This is a genomic window from Mesorhizobium sp. M8A.F.Ca.ET.208.01.1.1, from assembly GCF_004791315.1.
Classification (GTDB): domain Bacteria; phylum Pseudomonadota; class Alphaproteobacteria; order Rhizobiales; family Rhizobiaceae; genus Mesorhizobium.
Window position 1 is genome coordinate 1 of sequence record NZ_SRUT01000010.1, and the last position, 18284, is coordinate 18284.

Sequence of the window (18284 nt, forward strand, 5' to 3'; positions counted from 1 at the left end):
AGACGTATGAAGCTCGTCCGCCGCAGCGCCGCGCCAACCAAACCGCTTGGCGCTGCGGCGGATGCATAGGGGGAGAACTGTTACCTATGTATCCGGTTCAATCTGTTACCCATCTATCGGCTGGACACCGGCAGCGGGATGAGGGGCAGCGCCGGCTTCGGCGATTGAACGCCCTCGGCGCAAGCCCAACCGCGCATCTTATCAATTCAGCATTGGCGCCGCCCCTCACCTGCCTGCCGGCATCCTCTCCCCGTATAGGGACGGGGAGAGGGAAGCTGTCATCGACGGTTTCGCCAATCGCCAACGTTGCAAGATGAAGGACCGCACTTCAGCCCAGGCCTGGCACCACCAGCACCTTGACCTCGCCCGGCGCGGGCGGATTGGCGATCACACCAGGCGCCTCTTCCAGCGACACCTGCCTGGAGATCAGCCGGTCGATCTCGATCGCGCCCGACGCGATGAGCTCGGCGGCGCGGCGATGGGTATAGGGATTGAGGAACGAGCCCAGTACCTTCAGTTCCCGGAACAGGAGGTCGAAGGGCTCGAATTCCGCCTTCATGCCTTGCGGCGTCACGCCGACGATGACGACGGTGCCGCCGGCCCTTGCCAGCCGCATCGACTGCTCGACGGTGTCGCGCACGCCGGCGCATTCGAACACCACGTCGGCGCCGCCGGGCATCAGTCCCGCCCGTCCGGCGATGGCATCGATCACATCGGCGGCTGTGGGATCGACCGTCGCCGTCGCGCCGAGTTCCCTCGCAAGCGCGCGGCGCGAGGCTTGCCTTGTCGACAGGATGATGGTGGTGGCCCCGGCGAGCCGAGCCAGCTGCACCGTTAGCAGGCCGATCACGCCGCCGCCGAGCACGACAACCGAACTGCCAGGCTTGATCTCGGCAAGGTCGGCACCGTGCAGGCAGCAGCCAAGCGGCTCGCAGAACGCGCCATGTGTCGGCGGCAGATCGGCGGGCAGGATGAAAGCCTGTTTTTGCGGCATCACCACATAGTCGGCAAAGCCGCCGTCGCGATGGATGCCGATGGCGTTGAGATTGCGGCACAGATTGACCCGGCCGGCATGGCAATGCGGGCACCGTCCGCAGGCGATGTTGGGATCGCCAGTGACCCGGTCGCCGACGGCAAAGCCGGAGACCGCATTACCGACGGCCTCGATGATGCCGGCGAACTCGTGCCCGGGCGTCACAGGCGGCCTGCAAGGGAATTCGCCGTGGAAAAGATGCCGGTCGGTGCCGCAGACACCGCAGGCCTCGATCCGCACCAGAAGCTCGTCCGGACCGGGAACCGGCTTGGCGACCTCGCGCAGCGCGATGCCGCCCACTCTCTCCAACCGCACGGCTTTCATGGCGTCTTCCCCTCCGAGCTCAGTTGAAATTCGGCGGCTGCGACAGGTCCGGCGTCGGTGTCGTCGGCTTGGCCGGCGGTGCATCGCCAAAGCTCGGCGGCTGCGACAGGTCGGGCGTGCCGGGCGCGGCCGGTGCGCCGCCGCCATTGGCAGGAGCGCCGCCACCTTCCGGCGCGCCGAGCGGCGACAGGCCGGGCGCTGCTGGCACCTGGTAGTCGATCGTGCCGGAATCGACGGCCGTGCCCTTGTAGCGCATCACCATTTGCGGGAAGGCGATGGTCAGGCCGATCATGATGACCTGGATGCAGACGAACGGCACCGCGCCCCAATAGATCTGCCCCGTCGTTACCGGCGCGATCTGCTTACCGGTCAGGCGGTCGAGATAAGGCACGCGGGCGGCGACTGAGCGCAGGTAGAACAGCGCGAAGCCGAAGGGCGGGTGCATGAAACTGGTCTGCATGTTGACGCCCAGGAGCACGCCGAACCAGATCAGGTCGATGCCGAGCTTGTCGGCGGCCGGCGCCAGCAGCGGCACGATGATGAAGGCCAGTTCGAAGAAATCGAGGAAGAAGGCGAGGAAGAAGACGAGGATGTTGACGCCGATCAGGAAGCCGACTTCGCCGCCCGGCAGTGAGGTCAAGAGATGCTCGACCCAGATCTGGCCGTTGACCCCATAGAAGGTCAGCGAGAACACCCGCGCGCCGATCAGGATGAACAGCACGAAGGACGACAGCCGCGTCGTCGAGGCCAGCGCCTGCTTGATCACGTCCATCGACAGCCGGCCCTTCATCGCCGCCATCGCCAGCGCGCCGACCGCGCCCATGGCACCGCCCTCGGTTGGGGTGGCGATGCCGAGGAAGATGGTGCCGAGCACCAGGAAGATCAGCGCCAGTGGCGGGATCAGCACGATCACGACCTGCTGCGCCAGCCGCGACATCATGTTGATGTTCAGGCTGCGGTCGAGAATCGCGACGACGTAGATGAAGATGACGCCGACGGCCGCGCCGAGAATGTCGGCATTGTCGCCATGAGCGGGCACCAGGTAATGGTAGGCGGCATAAGCGATCGCCACGGCCACTACCAACGCGATCAGCAGGGACACCACGCCATGGCCGAGAGTCCGCGCCTCGAGCGGCAGGGCCGGCATCGACTTTGGCCGCACGATCGACATGATCACGATGTAGAGCGTGTAAAGGCCGGTCAGCACCAGGCCGGGGATCAGGGCGCCGGCATACATGTCACCCACCGAGCGGCCGAGCTGGTCGGCGAGGACGATCAGCACCAGCGACGGCGGAATGATCTGCGCGAGCGTACCCGACGCCGCGATGACACCGGACGCCACCCGGCGGTCATAACCATAACGCAGCATGATCGGCAGCGAGATCAGCCCCATGGCGATGACTGACGCCGCCACCACGCCGGTCGTTGCAGCGAGCAGCGCGCCGACGAAGATCACGGCATAGGCGAGGCCGCCGCGGATCGGTCCGAACAGCTGGCCGATCGTGTCGAGCAGGTCCTCGGCCATGCCGGATCGCTCGAGCACGATGCCCATGAAGGTGAAGAACGGGATGGCCAGCAGCGTGTCGTTCGACATCACCCGGCTGCCGTAGAAATTGTCCGGCAGCGCATAGAGCAGGGGCCAGGCGAGATTGATCGCGCCGCCCGAATAGGGCGTCAAAAGCACGCCAATGAAGAAGAACATCAGGCCGTTGGCGGCAAGCGAAAAGGCGACGGGATAGCCGATCAGCATGAACAGGATCAGCGAGGCGAACATGATCGGCGCCATGTTCTGGGCGATGAACTCCATCACGAGCGCACCTCTTCGGCGAGCGCCTTGGCTTCGAGTTCGGCCTGTTCGTGCACGGAAATGAACGGGTTGGGATCATCCATGACGCCGCGCATGATGGCGATCTTCTTGATGATCTCGGAAATGCCCTGCAGCGCGAGCAGGAAAAAGCCGACCAGCAGGATGGCCTTGGCCGGCCACACGATCAGGCCGCCGGCGTTGGTCGACATCTCGCCGCTATGAAACGACAGCCGTACGTAGGGCACGAAATAGAACACCATCAGCGTCACGAACGGCATCAGGAACAGGATGTGGCCGAGAAGATCGATCCAGTGCTGCACGCGGCGCGAAAACAGGCCGTAGACGATGTCGATGCGGATATGCTCGTTCTGCTTCAGCGTATAGGCGGCAGCCAGCATGAACGCCGCGCCGAACAGGTACCATTGCAGCTCCAGCCATGCGTTCGACGAAATGTCGAAGACCTTGCGGATGACGGCGTTGGCGGCGCTCACCAGGATCGCCAGCAGGATCAGCCAGGATACCGATTTGCCGATGAATTCGTTGGCGCGGTCAATGACCCTGGATAGAGCAAGCAGCCCTGCCATGCATTCCTCCCTGATGCGGTGACGCGATCCCCCTTTTTCGTCGCGTCGCGTGGCCCAACGGTATGCAGTGCGTGGTCCGGTTGGTCAACACGAGGAGGACGGATGCAGGCAATCAGCCCTTGCGGCACGGTGGAAAACCGCAGCCTGACGAAACGTCATGCAACCAAAGTCTGATGGGCTCAGACGACCTTGCCGGTGTCGCGGCCGGCGCCGATCAGGATCAGCATGGCCACCAGGAACAGATACATCCACGCATCGCGCCATTCGACCGGGAAATAGCCGGCCCACAGTGATTCGGCCATGCCGAAAGCGGCCGCGCCCAGCGCGGCCCGTGGCGGCGAGAGATAGCCGCCGACAGCGGTCACGAACAGGATCTTCAGGCCATAGACAAGGCCGGAACCGAAGCTGACATTGCCGTAATAGAGGCTGGCCATGACCCCGGCCAGCGCGGCGCAGAAGCCGCCGAACAGCACGGCACGCCGGAACACGCCGCGCACGTCGACGCCGCACAGGGCGGCGGCCCTGGGGTCGTCGGAGACGGCACGCCAGCACCGGCCGAAGTTTGAGCGGGCAAACGCCCATGTAGCGAGTGCGACCGCCGCCAGGACCACGGCGCAGTCGAGCACCTGGATCAGCGTCAGCGTCGCCATGAAGCCGGAGCTTTCGGCGAAAACGATGGGCTCGGCCAACATTGGCGGCAGCCACAGATCGTGCGTGTCGGCGGCGATGCGGCTCGCTTCCGAAAGCACGAGCAGGATGCCGAGCGTCGTCACCACGATGGCGTTGGGCGAGCGGTCGGCCAACGGTTCAAAGACGCTCCGCGACAGGACATGGCTGATGAGCGCGGCATAGAGGAACGCCGCGACGACGCCGAACAGCACCGAGGCCAACAGCGTCAGCCACAGCACCTGGTAGGCGAAGGCGACGCTCAGGATCATTGCCTGGCCGCAGAAGGCAAACAGCGCGCCATAGGCAAGGTTGGTGCGGTGCAGGATGCCGTTGGTCAGCACATAGCCGAAGGCGAGCAGGGCATAGAGCGCGCCCGAATGCAGCCCGTTCAGCACCTGCTGGAAGAAATAGAGCATGCTCGACAACACCAGAAGCATCTCGCCCGGAGCATCTCGCCAAGAGCGGATCGGGCAAAGGCGACGATACCGTGCGCATGTGAGGTTTGCATCGGCGAATCTAACTTGTCAAACGCGATTTATCGGTTAGATTTCCAGGAATGACAGTTGCCTGGACCCCACATCGGTTTACCGGCGGCCTGCTCGCGCTCGACACCGCGAATACCGTCGTGCTGCGCGGCGATCCGGAGCGCACCTTCGACCGCTTCGACGATCCGGGGGAAATCGCCCGCTTCGCCGACGCTGCCAGCGGCTTTCGCGCCGCCGAGCTTGGCGACAGGCGGTTGGCGGTGTCCTCGCCGGTGGCAATCGCGCCCATCGTGCTGTCGATCCGCGAGACGACCGACCGGCTGTTTCGAGGCGCGGTGTCGAAGGGCGCGGTTTCCACCGCCGACCTGCCCGAGTTCCTGCGGGCCTGTGCAGACGGCCTGGCTGCCGGCCGGACCGAGATTGGGGCGCCGGGACGGCCGTTCGGCGATCCGGCGACGCCGATCGCCTTCGAGGCGGCGCTGGCGGTTTCAGCCCTTTCTCTGTTGCGCGATGACACGGTCGCAAGGCTCAGGATCTGCCCCAACTGCACCTGGCTGTTTGTCGACAGAAGCCGCAATTCCAGCCGCCTTTGGTGCGACATGGCGGTGTGCGGCAACAGGCAGAAGGCGAGCCGTCACTATCGCCGCCACATGGCGGCCAATGAGGTCAGGAATGCCTAGAGGATTTTCACGTTCGCTCGCTGCCGGCGCCATGCTGATTGCCGCCGCGGCCCTCGGCGCCTGTCGCGATACCGGCGGCGAAGGCAAGCTGTTCGAGGTTTCCGGCAAGATATTCGTCTTCAACTACCGCCTCGCCCGGGCGACCTATGTCGTGACGCTGCGGCCCCTGCAGCCGATGGGCGAGGGCCAGGTGGCGGTTGCCAGCTTCCAGAACCCCGCCGGAGGTGATCCATTCGTGGTCGAGCAGAAGGTCTGGCCGAAGCTCGACAAGGTGAGCCTGGAGAGCCCGGCGCTGACCTGCGTCGTCAAGAACAAACCCTATGCCATCGCCATCAGCATCAAGGGCGCCGATGGTGCGGTCCTGCAGACCATCGACACCACGCTGATGTCGACGGAAGATCAGTCGATCCTGCCCGACCGGCCGCTGGTCATCGACCAGCTCTATACGGCCAATCCCGATCTCGTCGGCCATCCCGACGGCAAGCTGCCCGGCGAGCCGAAGCCGGACTGCTCGAAAGCCGGCTGACACCTTCCGACGGCATCGATTTCGTCTGGAATTTTCGTGCGCCGTCGCGCTGTCGGCGCACGCTTTCATGCGCGGTCCACCATCCCGCCGGACTGTTTGTTGCGCGTTGGCTGGTCCTTTCGATTTTGTTTGACCTGCCTTGCAAGGGAAGAAAGGATACGTCATCCGATCCCGACGTTGGCCGCTGCCCCGCGCGGCCTTCGCAGAGGAAATGCCTGATGACGCTGCATGATGTCGCGCTCGACGACAAGTTCGATCTCGGGAAGGAGCGCATCTTCCTGTCCGGCGCGCAGGCGGTCATCCGCATGCTCCTGATGCAGCGCGAGCGCGACCGCCGCGCTGGCTTGAACACGGGAGGGTTCGTCTCCGGCTATCGCGGCTCGCCGCTCGGCGGCCTCGACATGCAGCTGTGGAAGGCGAAAAAGCAGCTCGCCGGGGCCGACATCGTCTTCCAGCCCGGCCTCAACGAAGAGCTGGCCGCCACCGCCTGCTGGGGCTCGCAGCAGACGGAGCTGCTGGGCGAGGGCACCCATGATGGGGTCTTTTCGGTCTGGTACGGCAAGGGGCCGGGCGTCGACCGTTCGGGCGACGTGTTCCGCCACGCCAATCTCGCCGGCTCGTCGAAACATGGCGGCGTCCTTGCGCTCATGGGCGATGACCACATGGCCGAATCCTCGACCAATGCGCACGCCACCGAATTCCTCTTCGTCGATACCATGGTGCCGATCCTCAACCCGGCCGGTGTCCAGGAGATCATCGACTACGGCCTCTATGGCTTTGCCATGTCGCGCTTTGCCGGCACCTGGGCGGCGATAAAATGCGTCAAGGACAACATCGAATCGACGGCTTCGGTCGATGCCTCGCTCGAACGGTTGAAGATCGTCGTCCCGGATTTCGACATGCCGCCGGGCGGCCTCAACATCCGCCACGAGATCGACATGCTCGGCCAGGAGGAGCGGCTGCATGAGCATAAGCGTGCCGCGGCTTCCGCCTTCATCCATGCCAATGGGCTGAACAGGATCGTCTATTCGGGCGGCCGCAATCCGAAGCTAGGCATCATCACGCTGGGCAAGAGCTATCTCGACGTCCGCCAGGCGCTGGAGGATATCGGCATCGACGAGGCGGGAGCCAACCGCATCGGCGTGCGGCTGTTCAAGGTCGGCTGCCCCTGGCCGCTAGACCTGCAGCACATTTCCGAGTTCGCCCGCGGTCTCGACACCATCGTCGTCGTCGAGGAGAAGCGCTCGCTGATCGAGGTGCAGCTGCGCGAGAGCCTTTATGGCACGGCCTCGCCGCCGGTCATTGTCGGCAAGAAGGACGAGCGCGGCGACTGGCTGTTCCCGGCCAAGGGCGCGCTGGACCCCAACGAGATCGCCATAGCGCTCGGCGAGAGGATCGTGAAGACCATCGGCCCGTCCGAGGAGATTTCGGCAAGGGTCGCCAAGCTGCGCCAATTCCAGGCGATGCTGGCGGACGCCACCGACATCGGCTCGCGCACGCCCTTCTTCTGTTCGGGTTGTCCGCACAATTCCTCGACCAAGGTACCTGATGGCTCGATCGCCGCCGCCGGTATCGGCTGCCACTTCATGGCGCTGTGGATGGACCGCAACACGCTCGGCTTCACCGCCATGGGCGGCGAGGGCGCGCAATGGGTCGGCCAGGCGCCGTTCTCCAGGCGCGACCACATCTTCCAGAATCTCGGCGACGGCACCTACAACCATTCCGGCACGCTGGCGATCCGCTTCGCCCTGTCGAGCGAAGCCAACATCACCTACAAGATTCTCTACAACGACGCCGTCGCCATGACCGGCGGCCAGCCGCATGAGGGCGGGCTGACCGTGGACATGATCGCCAGGCAGGTGCGGGCAGAGGGCGTCGACCGCATCGCTGTCGTCACCGACGAACCCGACAAATATGCGGGCAAGGCCGAGTTTCCGGCCGGCGCCACCATTCATCATCGCGACGACCTCGACCTCGTCCAGCGCGAGTTGCGCGACGTCAAGGGTGTGTCGATCCTGCTCTACGACCAGACCTGCGCCGCCGAAAAGCGCCGCCGCCGCAAGCGCGGCACCTTTCCCGACCCCGACAAGCGCGTTTTCATCAACGAACTGGTCTGCGAAGGCTGCGGCGATTGCGGCGTGCAGTCGAACTGCGTCTCGATCCAGCCGGTGGAGACCGAATTCGGCCGCAAGCGCAAGATCGACCAGTCGAGCTGCAACAAGGACTTCTCCTGCGTCAACGGCTTCTGCCCGTCCTTCGTCACCGTGCACGGTGCCAAGATCCGCAAGGCCGAAGGCCTGGCCGGCGGGACCGACCCGCTTGAAGGCGTGCCGACACCAGCCGAATTCCCGCTGGGCGTCGAGGGCTGGGCGGCGATCATCGATGGCGTCGGCGGCACCGGCGTCGTCACCATCGGCGCCGTCCTTGGCATGGCGGCGCATCTGGAGGACAAGGGCTGCGGCATGATCGACATGGCCGGCCTCGCCCAGAAGGGCGGCTCGGTCTTCACCCATGTCCGCATCGCCCGCACACCGGAAGACATCAATGCCATCCGCGTTTCGGCGGGGAAGGCCGACCTCGTGCTTGGCTGCGATCTCGTCGTGTCGGGCGCCAAGAAGGTGCTGACCGCGGTGCGCGAGGGTCATACGATCTTCCTTGCCAACACCGCCGAGATCATGCCGGGCGAATTTGCCCGATCGGCCGATTTCTCGCTGCCGGTCGAGCGCCTGAAGAAGGCGATCCGGTCCGCCGCCGGTGACGACAAGGCGCATTTCTTCGACGCCACCCGCACCGCCACCGCACTGTTCGGCAATTCGCTCGGCGCCAATATGTTCATGCTCGGCTTTGCCTTCCAGCACGGCGGTCTGCCCCTCTCGGCCGAAGCTGTTGAAAAGGCTATCGAATTGAACGGCGAAGCGGTGGCGATGAATATCGCCGCCTTCCGCTGGGGCCGCCGCGCGGCGCATCAGCCGGATTTCGTGCGCGGCCTCGTCGCCCAGCCGGGCTTCGCCGACAAGGCCGGACAGGCCGCTTCGGTCGCTGAGACGCTCGACGAGATCATCGCCCGCCGTGTCGCCTTCCTCGCCGCCTATCAGAGTGCTGCTTACGGCAAGCGCTACGCCGACAGGATTTCGACGCTGCGAGCGGCGGAAACGAAGGCCATGCCGGGTTCGACCGATGTGACCGAGGCCGCGGCCAAAAGCCTGTTCAAGCTGATGGCGATCAAGGACGAATACGAGGTGGCGCGGCTTTACACCGACGGCTCCTTCGCCGCCGAGCTTGGCAAGCAGTTCCAGAGCTACGAGAAGCTCGAATTTCATCTCGCGCCGCCGATCATGGGGCGTCGCGGCAATGACGGCAAACCGAGGAAATCGAGCTTCGGCCCCTGGATGATGAAGGGTTTACGCGTGCTGGCGGCGATGAAGGGTCTGCGCGGCACTGCTTTCGATCTGTTCGGCTACACCGCCGAACGGCGCATGGAGCGGCAGTTGCTTGCACAGTACGAAGCCGATCTGCAGCTCGTGGCCAACTCGCTGGCGCCGGGCAAGATCGAGGCCGCGACAGCCCTGGTCTCGGTCCCGGCGCTGATCCGCGGCTACGGCCATGTCCGGCGGGCAAGCGCCGAAAAGGCGGCGGGCGAGCGCCGCAGGTTGCTCCAGCGGCTGACCCAAACGATGCCGATATCGGTTCTCAGTGCCGCTGAGTGATTCCTCCACCAATGTTCAAAGCCTTTTTCGGGCTGTAAGCCCCTCTCGCCTTGGCAGGCGGACCGAAGCCGTTGCTTAACCCCCTGTTCTAAGCCTTTCTTAAGGCGGTTGTGGCATGACAAGGCCTAGCGTTGGGCCGACCATATGGGCAAAACAAAGACCGAAAGCATCCCCGCGGATGTTTATATCCAATTTGTGCGGTCGTTGTTCGACAACGCGCACATGTTGGTGATCGGTGGCGCGTGCTACTGGATCCTCGGATTCATGATTTATCAGCGCACGCAAAATCTGTTGTTTCTGGCCTTTTCTTTTATTCTACTGCCGATCAGCCTTCTCCGTTATTTCGGTATTCGCAGCTTCCTGAAGACCGGCGGCATGATTGCCGATGTCGAACACGCACACCGATTGGAGCGCAGCTACATCTTCAAAGGCTGCTTGCAGGGCCTCGGTTTGGGTGCGCTGTGCTTCGTGTCGATCTATGTGTATCCCGACCCATTCGCCGAACTGGCGGCGATGTCGCTGACGTTGGCAACCCTGGTCACGGTTGTCGCCCGCAACTACGGTTCTCCGCGCATGGTGCGGATTTTTTCCGTAACCTTCATCGGTCCGATGGCAGTTGCGCTCCTGCTGCGTCAGGATGCCCCGTCTGTCGTCCTCGGTCTGATGATCTTCCCGATGACGTTCATTACCATCAACAGCGCCGACCATGTTCGCAATGTGCTTTTTTCCGCGGTCATCGGCCACCAGCAGGCGAAAAGCATAACGCGCAGGTTCGACCGCGCGCTCAACACCATGTCGCACGGCCTAGTCATGCTCGGCCCTGACGGGCGTGTCGCGGTCGCCAATGCCGAGGCCGCTCATCTGATGTCGCTGAAATCGGCCGACGCGCTGCTCGGGCGTTCCATCCACGGCCTTCTGATGCGCGGCGTCGCCGGCGGTATGCTGGCGCCGAAGGACTGCCGCTATGTCGAGGCGCAGCTGACTCGCGCCCTGCGCGAGGGCAGGGACCGCAAGGTGCTTGTTTCGCTCGCCAACGGCCAGCATTACGAATTCTCCGCGCGCGAAGGCAGCCAGGAACTCGGCGTGATCACCTTCGAGGATGTTACGGCGCGCGTCGAAGCGGAGGAAAAGATCCGGTTCATGGCGCGCTACGACAATCTCACCGGCCTTCCCAACCGTGCCTATTTCCACGAACTGGTCGGCGAACTGATGGCCTCCGGCGACCGCGACCGCCTGTGCGGCCTCGCCGTGATCGACCTCGACGATTTCAAGAGCGTCAACGACACGCTCGGACATCCTGTCGGCGACGGGCTGATTTACGCCGTCGCCGATCGCCTGGCGGCCATCGCCGGGCAAGGCCTTACCGTCAGCCGCTTCGGTGGCGATGAGTTCATGCTGTTCTTCGACCGCATCGATGATGAGAGCCACCTGGAGAGCCTGCTCGACCGGATTTTCGCCGAGCTGCAGGGAGAGGTCGACGTCGCGGGCCACGGGTTGCGGATCCAGGCCAGCGCCGGCGCGGTGCTGTCCAAGGTCGGCGGGACCGATGTCGACGCCATGATCGTCAAGGCGGACCTGGCGCTCTACAAGGCCAAGGAGCTCGGCAAGAACGGTTGGCGGCTGTTCGAGGCGGCGATGGACGCCGCGTTCCGCAACCGCCAGCTGATGAAGGCGGATCTGCGCAGTGCCGTGGAAAGCAGGGACCTGCGGGTCGTCTACCAGCCGATCGTGGCGATGAACACCATGCGCATCGCCAGCTGCGAGGCGCTCTGCCGCTGGGACCATCCCGATCTCGGACCGATTTCGCCCAGCATATTCATTCCGCTGGCCGAGGAGATGGGCATCATTTCCGAAATCAGCACCTTCGTGCTGCATGCGGCTTGCACCGAATGCGCCAAATGGCCTGACCAGACCAGCGTCTCGGTCAATCTCTCGGCCAGGGATTTCCGCAGCCGCGACGTCATCCAGAAGGTGCGCGATGCGTTGGCGAACTCCGGCCTCGCCGCCGGCCGCCTAGAAATCGAAGTCACGGAAACCGCGCTGCTCGACGACAAGTCCTTGACCCGCCAATATATCGAGGAACTGAAGCAGCTCGGCGTCCGCATCGCCCTCGACGATTTCGGCACCGGCTATTCAAGCCTGAGCTATCTCCATAAGCTTCCACTCGACAAGATCAAGATCGACCGGTCGTTCGTGATGGACATCACCCACAATCCGCGCTCACTCGAGCTGTTGAAGGGCGTCGTCGATCTGACCCGTATCCTGGGGCTTACCGTCACCATCGAAGGCGTGGAGACATTCGAGCAGCTTAAGGTCTTGATGCATTCGGTGAAGCCGGATCTTGTCCAGGGCTTCCTGTTCGGCGCAGCGCTCAGCGCGTCGGGTATCGAGACGATGTCGAACGTCACCTGGCCATTTGCCGCGGATCTGCGTCTCGCCGCCAAGCGCACAGCCGGCTAGCTTTCGCCGCAAATTCCCGCCCATCGAAGTCAATAATGTGCGTTGCTTGGATCGTGTGGCGGGCTCGTACGAACCAGCATATTTGGCAGTGACTTGGAACAATTCCAAGCAAAGCGCTCAGTAGTTTTCACGCGAACTTGGATCTGGACGCCAAAACTGCTCCTTTAGCCAACACCACTCTGCCGCCAGAATCTCGGGTCGTTAAGGTTAACAAGTGGTAAATTGGTAGGGTCGAATTTTCGGCTTGTGTCTCATTTCAACTCGAATAGCCTGTTCAGAGGCGGATACGAGGACTTGAGAATGGATGCTGCAAGAAACGATGCGCGGGCTGGCGCCGGCGCAAATGCTGGGTCGGCGCTAAACCATTCGATCATGCAATTGCTGGAGCATGTCGACTATCGTCTCATCACTGGAGGCGAGGATCTGGAGGCGATCTACCGCCTTCGCTATCATTCCTACCTGCAATCGGGCATGTGCGGCCCGATCGCCAGCGGGATGTTCGAGGATCGCTGGGACAATCTGCCGAATTCCTATCGGTTCGGCGTCTACTTCGATGGACACCTGGTCAGCACACTACGGCTCCACTACATTTCCCGAGAGCACCCTCATTCGCCGTCCGTCGACGCCTATCCGGAAATATTAACCGAGCGGCTTGCCCGCGGAGAGACATTCATCGACGGGACTCGCTTCGCAACCGATGCCGACAGTGCGCCCGCGCCCGGAGTCCTGCCTTTTCTGACGCTCAGGCTTGGCATGGTGGCCGCCAGTTACTTCAACCTTACGGCAGTGCTTACGCCGATCAAGATCGAGCATTCCGCTTACTATGCTCGCATCTTCCATGCCATTCAGAGGACAGAGGGCAAGGTGTTCCCGGGTGTTCTTGCGCCGATCGCTCTGTTCGAAATCCCCTGCGGCGAGAACTTGCGCCAGACACTCGAACGGTTCCCGTTCTTTAAGTCGACGGCGGTGGAGCAGCGGATGATGTTCGCTAATCCGGCCATCAACCGGCTGACGCCGCTGTCCATCGTACCGACGGCGAAATACTATCGCGACGCTGCCTGAACGGGCGCCTTCCTGGCATCATGAACCTTTCCCGCGGATCTGCCGTTATGAGTAGCGGCATCGCCATCGAGTATCGCCGCAATTCTGCCCAACGGGCGTTCGCCCCGGGCGTGACGCATTGTTCGTGGGAAGGAATACGGTCATGACCATCCACTCGCTGGCCCTCACGCCGCTCATGTCGCTGATTGCCGGCGTGCTGATCCTCATCATGCCACGGCTGCTGAACTACATCGTCGCGCTCTATCTGATTGTCGTTGGACTGCTGGGCCTGTTTCCGCATCTGGCCGGCTGAGACAGCAGGTCAAGCGTGCCGCAAAGCCGCCGATTGCCCGGCATCGGCAGCCAGTTTCAATTTTCCCTTGAGGCAGTTGTCGGCTGCGATGCGGCAATAGCGCCATTGCTCTGCGCCCAGCTTTTCGGTATGTGCCTGAAAGATGTCTTCGAAGGGGTATTCCTATGGCTGAGCACACGCCGACCGGTCCTGTAGAACTGGGCGCGAAGATGGACTATGCCGAGCATGACCGTACCTATGCGGGCTTTCTGGCGCTGGCCAAATATGGCTCGCTCTTCTGCGGCGCTCTGCTTCTGGCGATGGCTTTCGGCTTCTTCGCGGGCGGCTTTTTTTCGGCGACCATCCTGTTCGTGCTGATCATGGCCGTCGGCGCCTTCATTCTGCGATAGACCTTCCAAAACCCTCTTGCGGTTGACGTAGCCGGACATCCCGGTCGACACGTCGCGCAGACAGGTTCCAGCCGAAAGGATCATGCGGTGGGACAGACGGTTTTCATCCCTCGTGAGCTCGATGCGAACGAGCCGCGCGTCGCGGCATCGCCCGATACGGTGAAGCGGCTGGCGGGCCTGGGTTTCGACGTCATCGTCGAAGCCGGCGCCGGCACGAGATCGCGCATCCCCGACGAAGAATTCGCCAAGACAGGTGCCGTTATCGGCAAGGCCTCGGATGTCGCCAAGGCCGATGTCGTGCTGAAGGTTCGCCGGCCAACGGACGCCGAGCTGAAGAGTTACAAAGCTGGCGCCGCGGTGATCGCCATCATGGATCCCTACGGCAACGATGCCGCTGTCGCGGCCTTGGCCAGGGCCGGCGTCACCGCCTTCTCGATGGAGTTCATGCCGCGCATCACCCGCGCGCAATCGATGGACGTGTTGTCGTCGCAGGCCAATCTTGCCGGCTACCAGGCGGTGATCGACGGTGCGTCGGAATATGACCGGGCGCTGCCGATGATGATGACGGCGGCGGGCACCGTGCCTGCAGCAAAAGTGTTCATCATGGGCGTCGGCGTCGCCGGGCTGCAGGCGATCGCCACCGCGCGCCGTCTCGGTGCCGTCGTCACCGCCACCGATGTGCGCCCCGCCGCCAAGGAACAGGTCGCCTCGCTCGGCGCAAAATTCCTGGCGGTCGAGGACGAGGAGTTCAAGGCCGCCGAGACCGCCGGCGGCTACGCCAAGGAAATGTCCAGGGAATACCAGGCCAAGCAGGCGGCACTCACCGCCGAGCACATCGCCAAGCAGGACATCGTCATCACCACGGCGCTGATCCCGGGACGGCCGGCGCCGAAGCTCGTCTCCGCCGCCATGGTCGCCTCGATGAAGCCGGGCTCGGTGCTGGTCGATCTCGCTGTCGAGCGCGGCGGCAATGTCGAGGGTGCCGAGCCAGGCAAGATCGTCACCACCGCCAACAATGTGAAGATCGTCGGCCACCTCAATGTGCCCGGCCGTGTCGCCGCATCCGCCTCGCTGCTCTACGCGAAGAACCTGTTCGCCTTCCTCGAGACGCTGGTCGACAAGACGACCAAGACGCTTGCCATCAACCGCGACGACGACCTGGTCAAGGCGACGATGCTGACCGATGGCGGCAAGGTCGTTCACCCGGCCTTCGCCAAGGCGGACCAGCAGCCCTATGTCGAGCCGGCGGCGATCCGGGCCACGACCTTGGTCGCCGATGCGTCCACGCCTGCGCCGAAAAAGGCGGCGGCGAAGAAACCTGCCGCACCCAAATCGCCCGCGTCTAAGCCGAAAGGGACCGCGTGATGGATCAGACCTTGCAGAAAGCCCTGGATCAACTCGACCAGGCAAGTGCTGCCGTCAGGCTCGCGGTGCAGAACCTGGCCAATGCCCCGGGCGGCACCGAGGCCGCCGGTAATGCCGCGCACGCGCTGTCGGGCGGCGCCATCGATCCCTTCGTCTTCCGCTTCGCCATTTTCGTGCTGGCGATCTTCGTCGGCTACTATGTCGTCTGGTCGGTGACGCCCGCCTTGCACACGCCGCTGATGGCCGTCACCAACGCCATCTCGTCCGTCATCGTCGTCGGTGCGTTGCTCGCCGTCGGTATCGCGGCTTCGGGCGTTGCCGCAGGCTTCGGCTTCGTCGCGCTGATGCTGGTCTCGGTCAACATCTTCGGCGGCTTCCTCGTCACCCAGCGCATGCTGGCCATGTACAAGAAGAAGGACAAGTAGAGCGCCATGAACGCCAACTTCGCGTCCTTCCTCTACCTGGTTTCCGGCGTCCTGTTCATCATGGCGCTGCGCGGCCTGTCGCATCCGACAACCAGCCGCCAGGGCAATCTCTACGGCATGATCGGCATGGGCATCGCCATTGCCACCACGCTGGCGCTGGCAACCCCGTCCGCTGGCCGCTTCGGCCTGATCGTGCTTGGCCTCGCCATTGGCGGCGGCGTGGGCGCCGTCACCGCGCGCCGCATCGCCATGACCTCGATGCCGCAGCTGGTCGCAGCCTTTCACTCGCTGGTCGGCCTCGCCGCCGTCATGGTGGCGGCCGCCGCCATCTACGCACCGGAGAGCTTCGGCATCGGCACCGCTGGCGACATCCATGCCCAGGCCTTGATCGAGATGAGCATCGGCGTCGCCATAGGCGCCATCACCTTCACCGGCTCGGTCATTGCCTTCCTCAAGCTCGATGGCCGCATGTCCGGCAAGCCGATTATGATCGGCGGCCGTCACTTCATCAACGCCGCACTTGGCATCGCCCTGGTCGTGCTGATCGTGCTCCTGGTCGGTACGGAATCGAAGCTGGTGTTCTGGCTGATCGTCGCCGCCTCGCTGGTGCTCGGCATCCTCCTGATCATCCCGATCGGCGGCGCCGACATGCCGGTCGTTGTCTCGATGCTGAATTCGTATTCGGGCTGGGCAGCGGCGGCTCTAGGCTTTACGCTCGGCAATCTGGCGCTGATCATCACCGGCGCACTGGTCGGCTCGTCGGGCGCCATCCTGTCCTACATCATGTGCAAGGGCATGAACCGAAGCTTCATCTCGGTCATTCTCGGCGGCTTCGGCGGCGAGGCGGCCGCCGCGGCTGACGACGGCATCGAGCGCACCGTCAAGCAAGGTTCGGCCGACGATGCCGCTTACCTGATGATGAACGCGCAGAAGGTCATCATCGTGCCGGGTTACGGCATGGCGGTTGCGCAGGCGCAGCACGCGCTGCGCGAAATGGCCGACAAGCTCAAGGCCAATGGCGTCGATGTCAAATACGCCATTCACCCGGTCGCAGGCCGCATGCCTGGCCACATGAACGTGCTGCTGGCGGAGGCCAACGTGCCTTACGACGAAGTGTTCGAGCTCGAGGACATCAACTCCGAATTCGCGCAGGCCGACGTCGCCTATGTCATTGGCGCCAACGACGTCACCAACCCGTCCGCGCGTGATGACAAGAGCAGCCCGATCTACGGCATGCCGATCCTCGACGTCGACAAGGCCCGCACCTGCCTGTTCGTCAAGCGCTCGCTCGGTTCCGGCTATGCCGGCATCGACAACACGCTGTTCTACAAGGACGGCACCATGATGCTGCTCGGCGACGCCAAGAAGATGACCGAAGAGATCGTCAAGGCGATGGATCACTGATCCGGCCGATCTTGACTGTCGAATAGAGAAAGAGCCCGGTCGATGCCGGGCTCTTTGGTGCTGTCCTGATGCTTTGCTTTCATCCGTTGGTCAGGAAAACGGCTTCCTCTTCATCGCGCTGCCTGCCGCCGAGAGCCGCGGCCGCACTGGCGATGAAGGCGCCGATGATCAGCGACAGGGCACCGAGAAGCGCAAAGGTGGCGCTTGCCTTTCTTGCCGTGTCGGCCGCCTGCTTCGCCTTGACCTTCGCGTCCTGCGCCTTCGCCAGCACCGCGTCGACACGTGTCTTGGCGTCAGCCTCGGAAAGGCCGGTGCGCGCGGCGACCAATTGCGCAAGATAGGTCTTGTCTTCCGCGGAGACCTCGCCCGCGACGGTACCGGCGATCAGGATACGTGAGGCCTGCCCGGCTGCCGCGGCTTCATCGCCTGAATTGGCGGCCGCGAGCTTGGCCGGATCGGCCGGCCGGAACAGCGAATCCACCAGATAGGAGGTCGCATTGTCGGCCGATGCGCCGTTGGCATTGGCCGAGGCGCCGGCCGACGCACCCATGGCGGCTCCCGAAGCCACGGTGGACGCGGCCTGTACACCTGATCCAATCGCGGCGGAAAGCGCCGAGCCAAGTACGCCTACAACGAGAAGCGTGGCCAACGCCCAGGCGAGAAAGCCGTGGGCGGTGTCCCGGAAATAGACCTCGTCGGTGTGGATGCCGACCCATTTGGTACGCAACCGTCCTGCCAAATAGCCCCCGACAGCGGAGGAAAGCCATTGCACGATGACCAGCCAGACGGCGGTGGACACCGCGAAGGTGGTGATCGATGCGCTGGAGCCCGACCATGGCGAAACCATAGTGAGCCCGAGGCCCGAGCCGAGCAGCATGAGGATGAATGTCAGCGTCGAGGCCGCGAAGGCGCCGGCAATGATCGGTCCCCAGCTGACCGCGGTGGAGGACGATTCCGTCGAAGCGGATACGTTGACAGCCGATAGGGCGGACTGCATTTCAGGCCCCCTACCGTACGAACAGCATGATGAGGATGATGATCGGAATCGGAATGCCGAGCAACCAGAGCAAGA

At 63.6% G+C, this 18284-nt stretch carries 15 protein-coding genes; 10 read left to right on the plus strand and 5 right to left on the minus strand.

The genetic code is table 11. The annotated features are described in order from the left end of the window. Window positions 1-328: 328 nt before the first annotated feature. From EN851_RS29155 to EN851_RS29170, 4 genes are all read right to left on the minus strand, one after another. Entirely contained in the window at window positions 329-1357 is a 1029-nt protein-coding gene (locus EN851_RS29155) for a zinc-dependent alcohol dehydrogenase family protein (RefSeq protein WP_127278184.1), read from the minus strand. A gap of 19 nt (window positions 1358-1376) precedes the next feature. Further along, window positions 1377-3164 (minus strand): TRAP transporter large permease subunit, encoded by a 1788-nt coding sequence (locus EN851_RS29160; protein WP_135930622.1) that lies wholly within the window; start codon window positions 3162-3164, stop codon window positions 1377-1379. Next, on the minus strand, window positions 3164-3748 hold the full coding sequence (locus EN851_RS29165; protein WP_135883735.1) for a TRAP transporter small permease subunit: 585 nt from the start codon (window positions 3746-3748) through the stop codon (window positions 3164-3166). Before EN851_RS29165 ends, EN851_RS29160 begins: the two co-directional genes overlap by 1 nt. A 179-nt stretch (window positions 3749-3927) precedes the next feature. Next, window positions 3928-4833 (minus strand): branched-chain amino acid ABC transporter permease, encoded by a 906-nt coding sequence (locus tag EN851_RS29170; protein ID WP_135930623.1) that lies wholly within the window; start codon window positions 4831-4833, stop codon window positions 3928-3930. A 140-nt stretch (window positions 4834-4973) separates the two neighbouring features. Here EN851_RS29170 and EN851_RS29175 point away from each other — a divergent pair, with 140 nt between their 5' ends. The 10 genes from EN851_RS29175 to EN851_RS29220 all read left to right on the plus strand — a co-directional run bounded on the left by EN851_RS29175 (window position 4974) and on the right by EN851_RS29220 (window position 17212). Then, on the plus strand, window positions 4974-5582 hold the full coding sequence (locus EN851_RS29175; protein WP_135930562.1) for a CGNR zinc finger domain-containing protein: 609 nt from the start codon (window positions 4974-4976) through the stop codon (window positions 5580-5582). Next, window positions 5575-6108, plus strand: a complete 534-nt coding sequence (locus EN851_RS29180; protein ID WP_127278188.1) for a hypothetical protein — start codon at window positions 5575-5577, stop codon at window positions 6106-6108. The genes EN851_RS29175 and EN851_RS29180 overlap by 8 nt, the downstream gene beginning before the upstream one ends. Before the next feature lie 218 nt (window positions 6109-6326). Continuing rightward, window positions 6327-9815 carry an indolepyruvate ferredoxin oxidoreductase family protein gene (locus EN851_RS29185; protein WP_135930563.1) on the plus strand — a complete coding sequence of 1163 codons (3489 nt, stop codon included), beginning with the start codon at window positions 6327-6329 and terminating at the stop codon, window positions 9813-9815. A 144-nt stretch (window positions 9816-9959) separates the two neighbouring features. Continuing rightward, a complete protein-coding gene (locus EN851_RS29190; protein WP_127277792.1) occupies window positions 9960-12275 on the plus strand; it encodes an EAL domain-containing protein in 2316 nt (771 codons plus the stop codon). A gap of 372 nt (window positions 12276-12647) precedes the next feature. Then, the gene (locus EN851_RS29195) at window positions 12648-13337 is read left to right on the plus strand and encodes an acyl-homoserine-lactone synthase (protein WP_245464326.1); all 690 of its coding nucleotides are present in this window, start codon (window positions 12648-12650) and stop codon (window positions 13335-13337) included. Between the two features lie 142 nt (window positions 13338-13479). Next, complete coding sequence (locus EN851_RS29200; RefSeq protein WP_135930564.1) at window positions 13480-13629, plus strand: DUF3096 domain-containing protein; 150 nt, start codon at window positions 13480-13482, stop codon at window positions 13627-13629. Between the two features lie 164 nt (window positions 13630-13793). Further along, entirely contained in the window at window positions 13794-14018 is a 225-nt protein-coding gene (locus tag EN851_RS29205; protein WP_127277793.1) for an aa3-type cytochrome c oxidase subunit IV, read from the plus strand. An 87-nt stretch (window positions 14019-14105) separates the two neighbouring features. Next, window positions 14106-15383: a Re/Si-specific NAD(P)(+) transhydrogenase subunit alpha gene (locus EN851_RS29210; RefSeq protein ID WP_135930565.1), complete on the plus strand. Its 1278-nt coding sequence runs from the start codon at window positions 14106-14108 to the stop codon at window positions 15381-15383. Continuing rightward, the gene (locus EN851_RS29215; RefSeq protein ID WP_189343545.1) at window positions 15380-15808 is read left to right on the plus strand and encodes an NAD(P) transhydrogenase subunit alpha; all 429 of its coding nucleotides are present in this window, start codon (window positions 15380-15382) and stop codon (window positions 15806-15808) included. The genes EN851_RS29210 and EN851_RS29215 overlap by 4 nt, the downstream gene beginning before the upstream one ends. Window positions 15809-15814: 6 nt before the next feature. Continuing rightward, the gene (locus EN851_RS29220) at window positions 15815-17212 is read left to right on the plus strand and encodes an NAD(P)(+) transhydrogenase (Re/Si-specific) subunit beta (protein WP_135930566.1); all 1398 of its coding nucleotides are present in this window, start codon (window positions 15815-15817) and stop codon (window positions 17210-17212) included. Between the two features lie 79 nt (window positions 17213-17291). Here EN851_RS29220 and EN851_RS29225 read toward each other — a convergent pair whose 3' ends face one another. Next, entirely contained in the window at window positions 17292-18209 is a 918-nt protein-coding gene (locus EN851_RS29225; RefSeq protein WP_135930567.1) for a hypothetical protein, read from the minus strand. Between the last annotated feature and the right edge of the window lie 75 nt (window positions 18210-18284).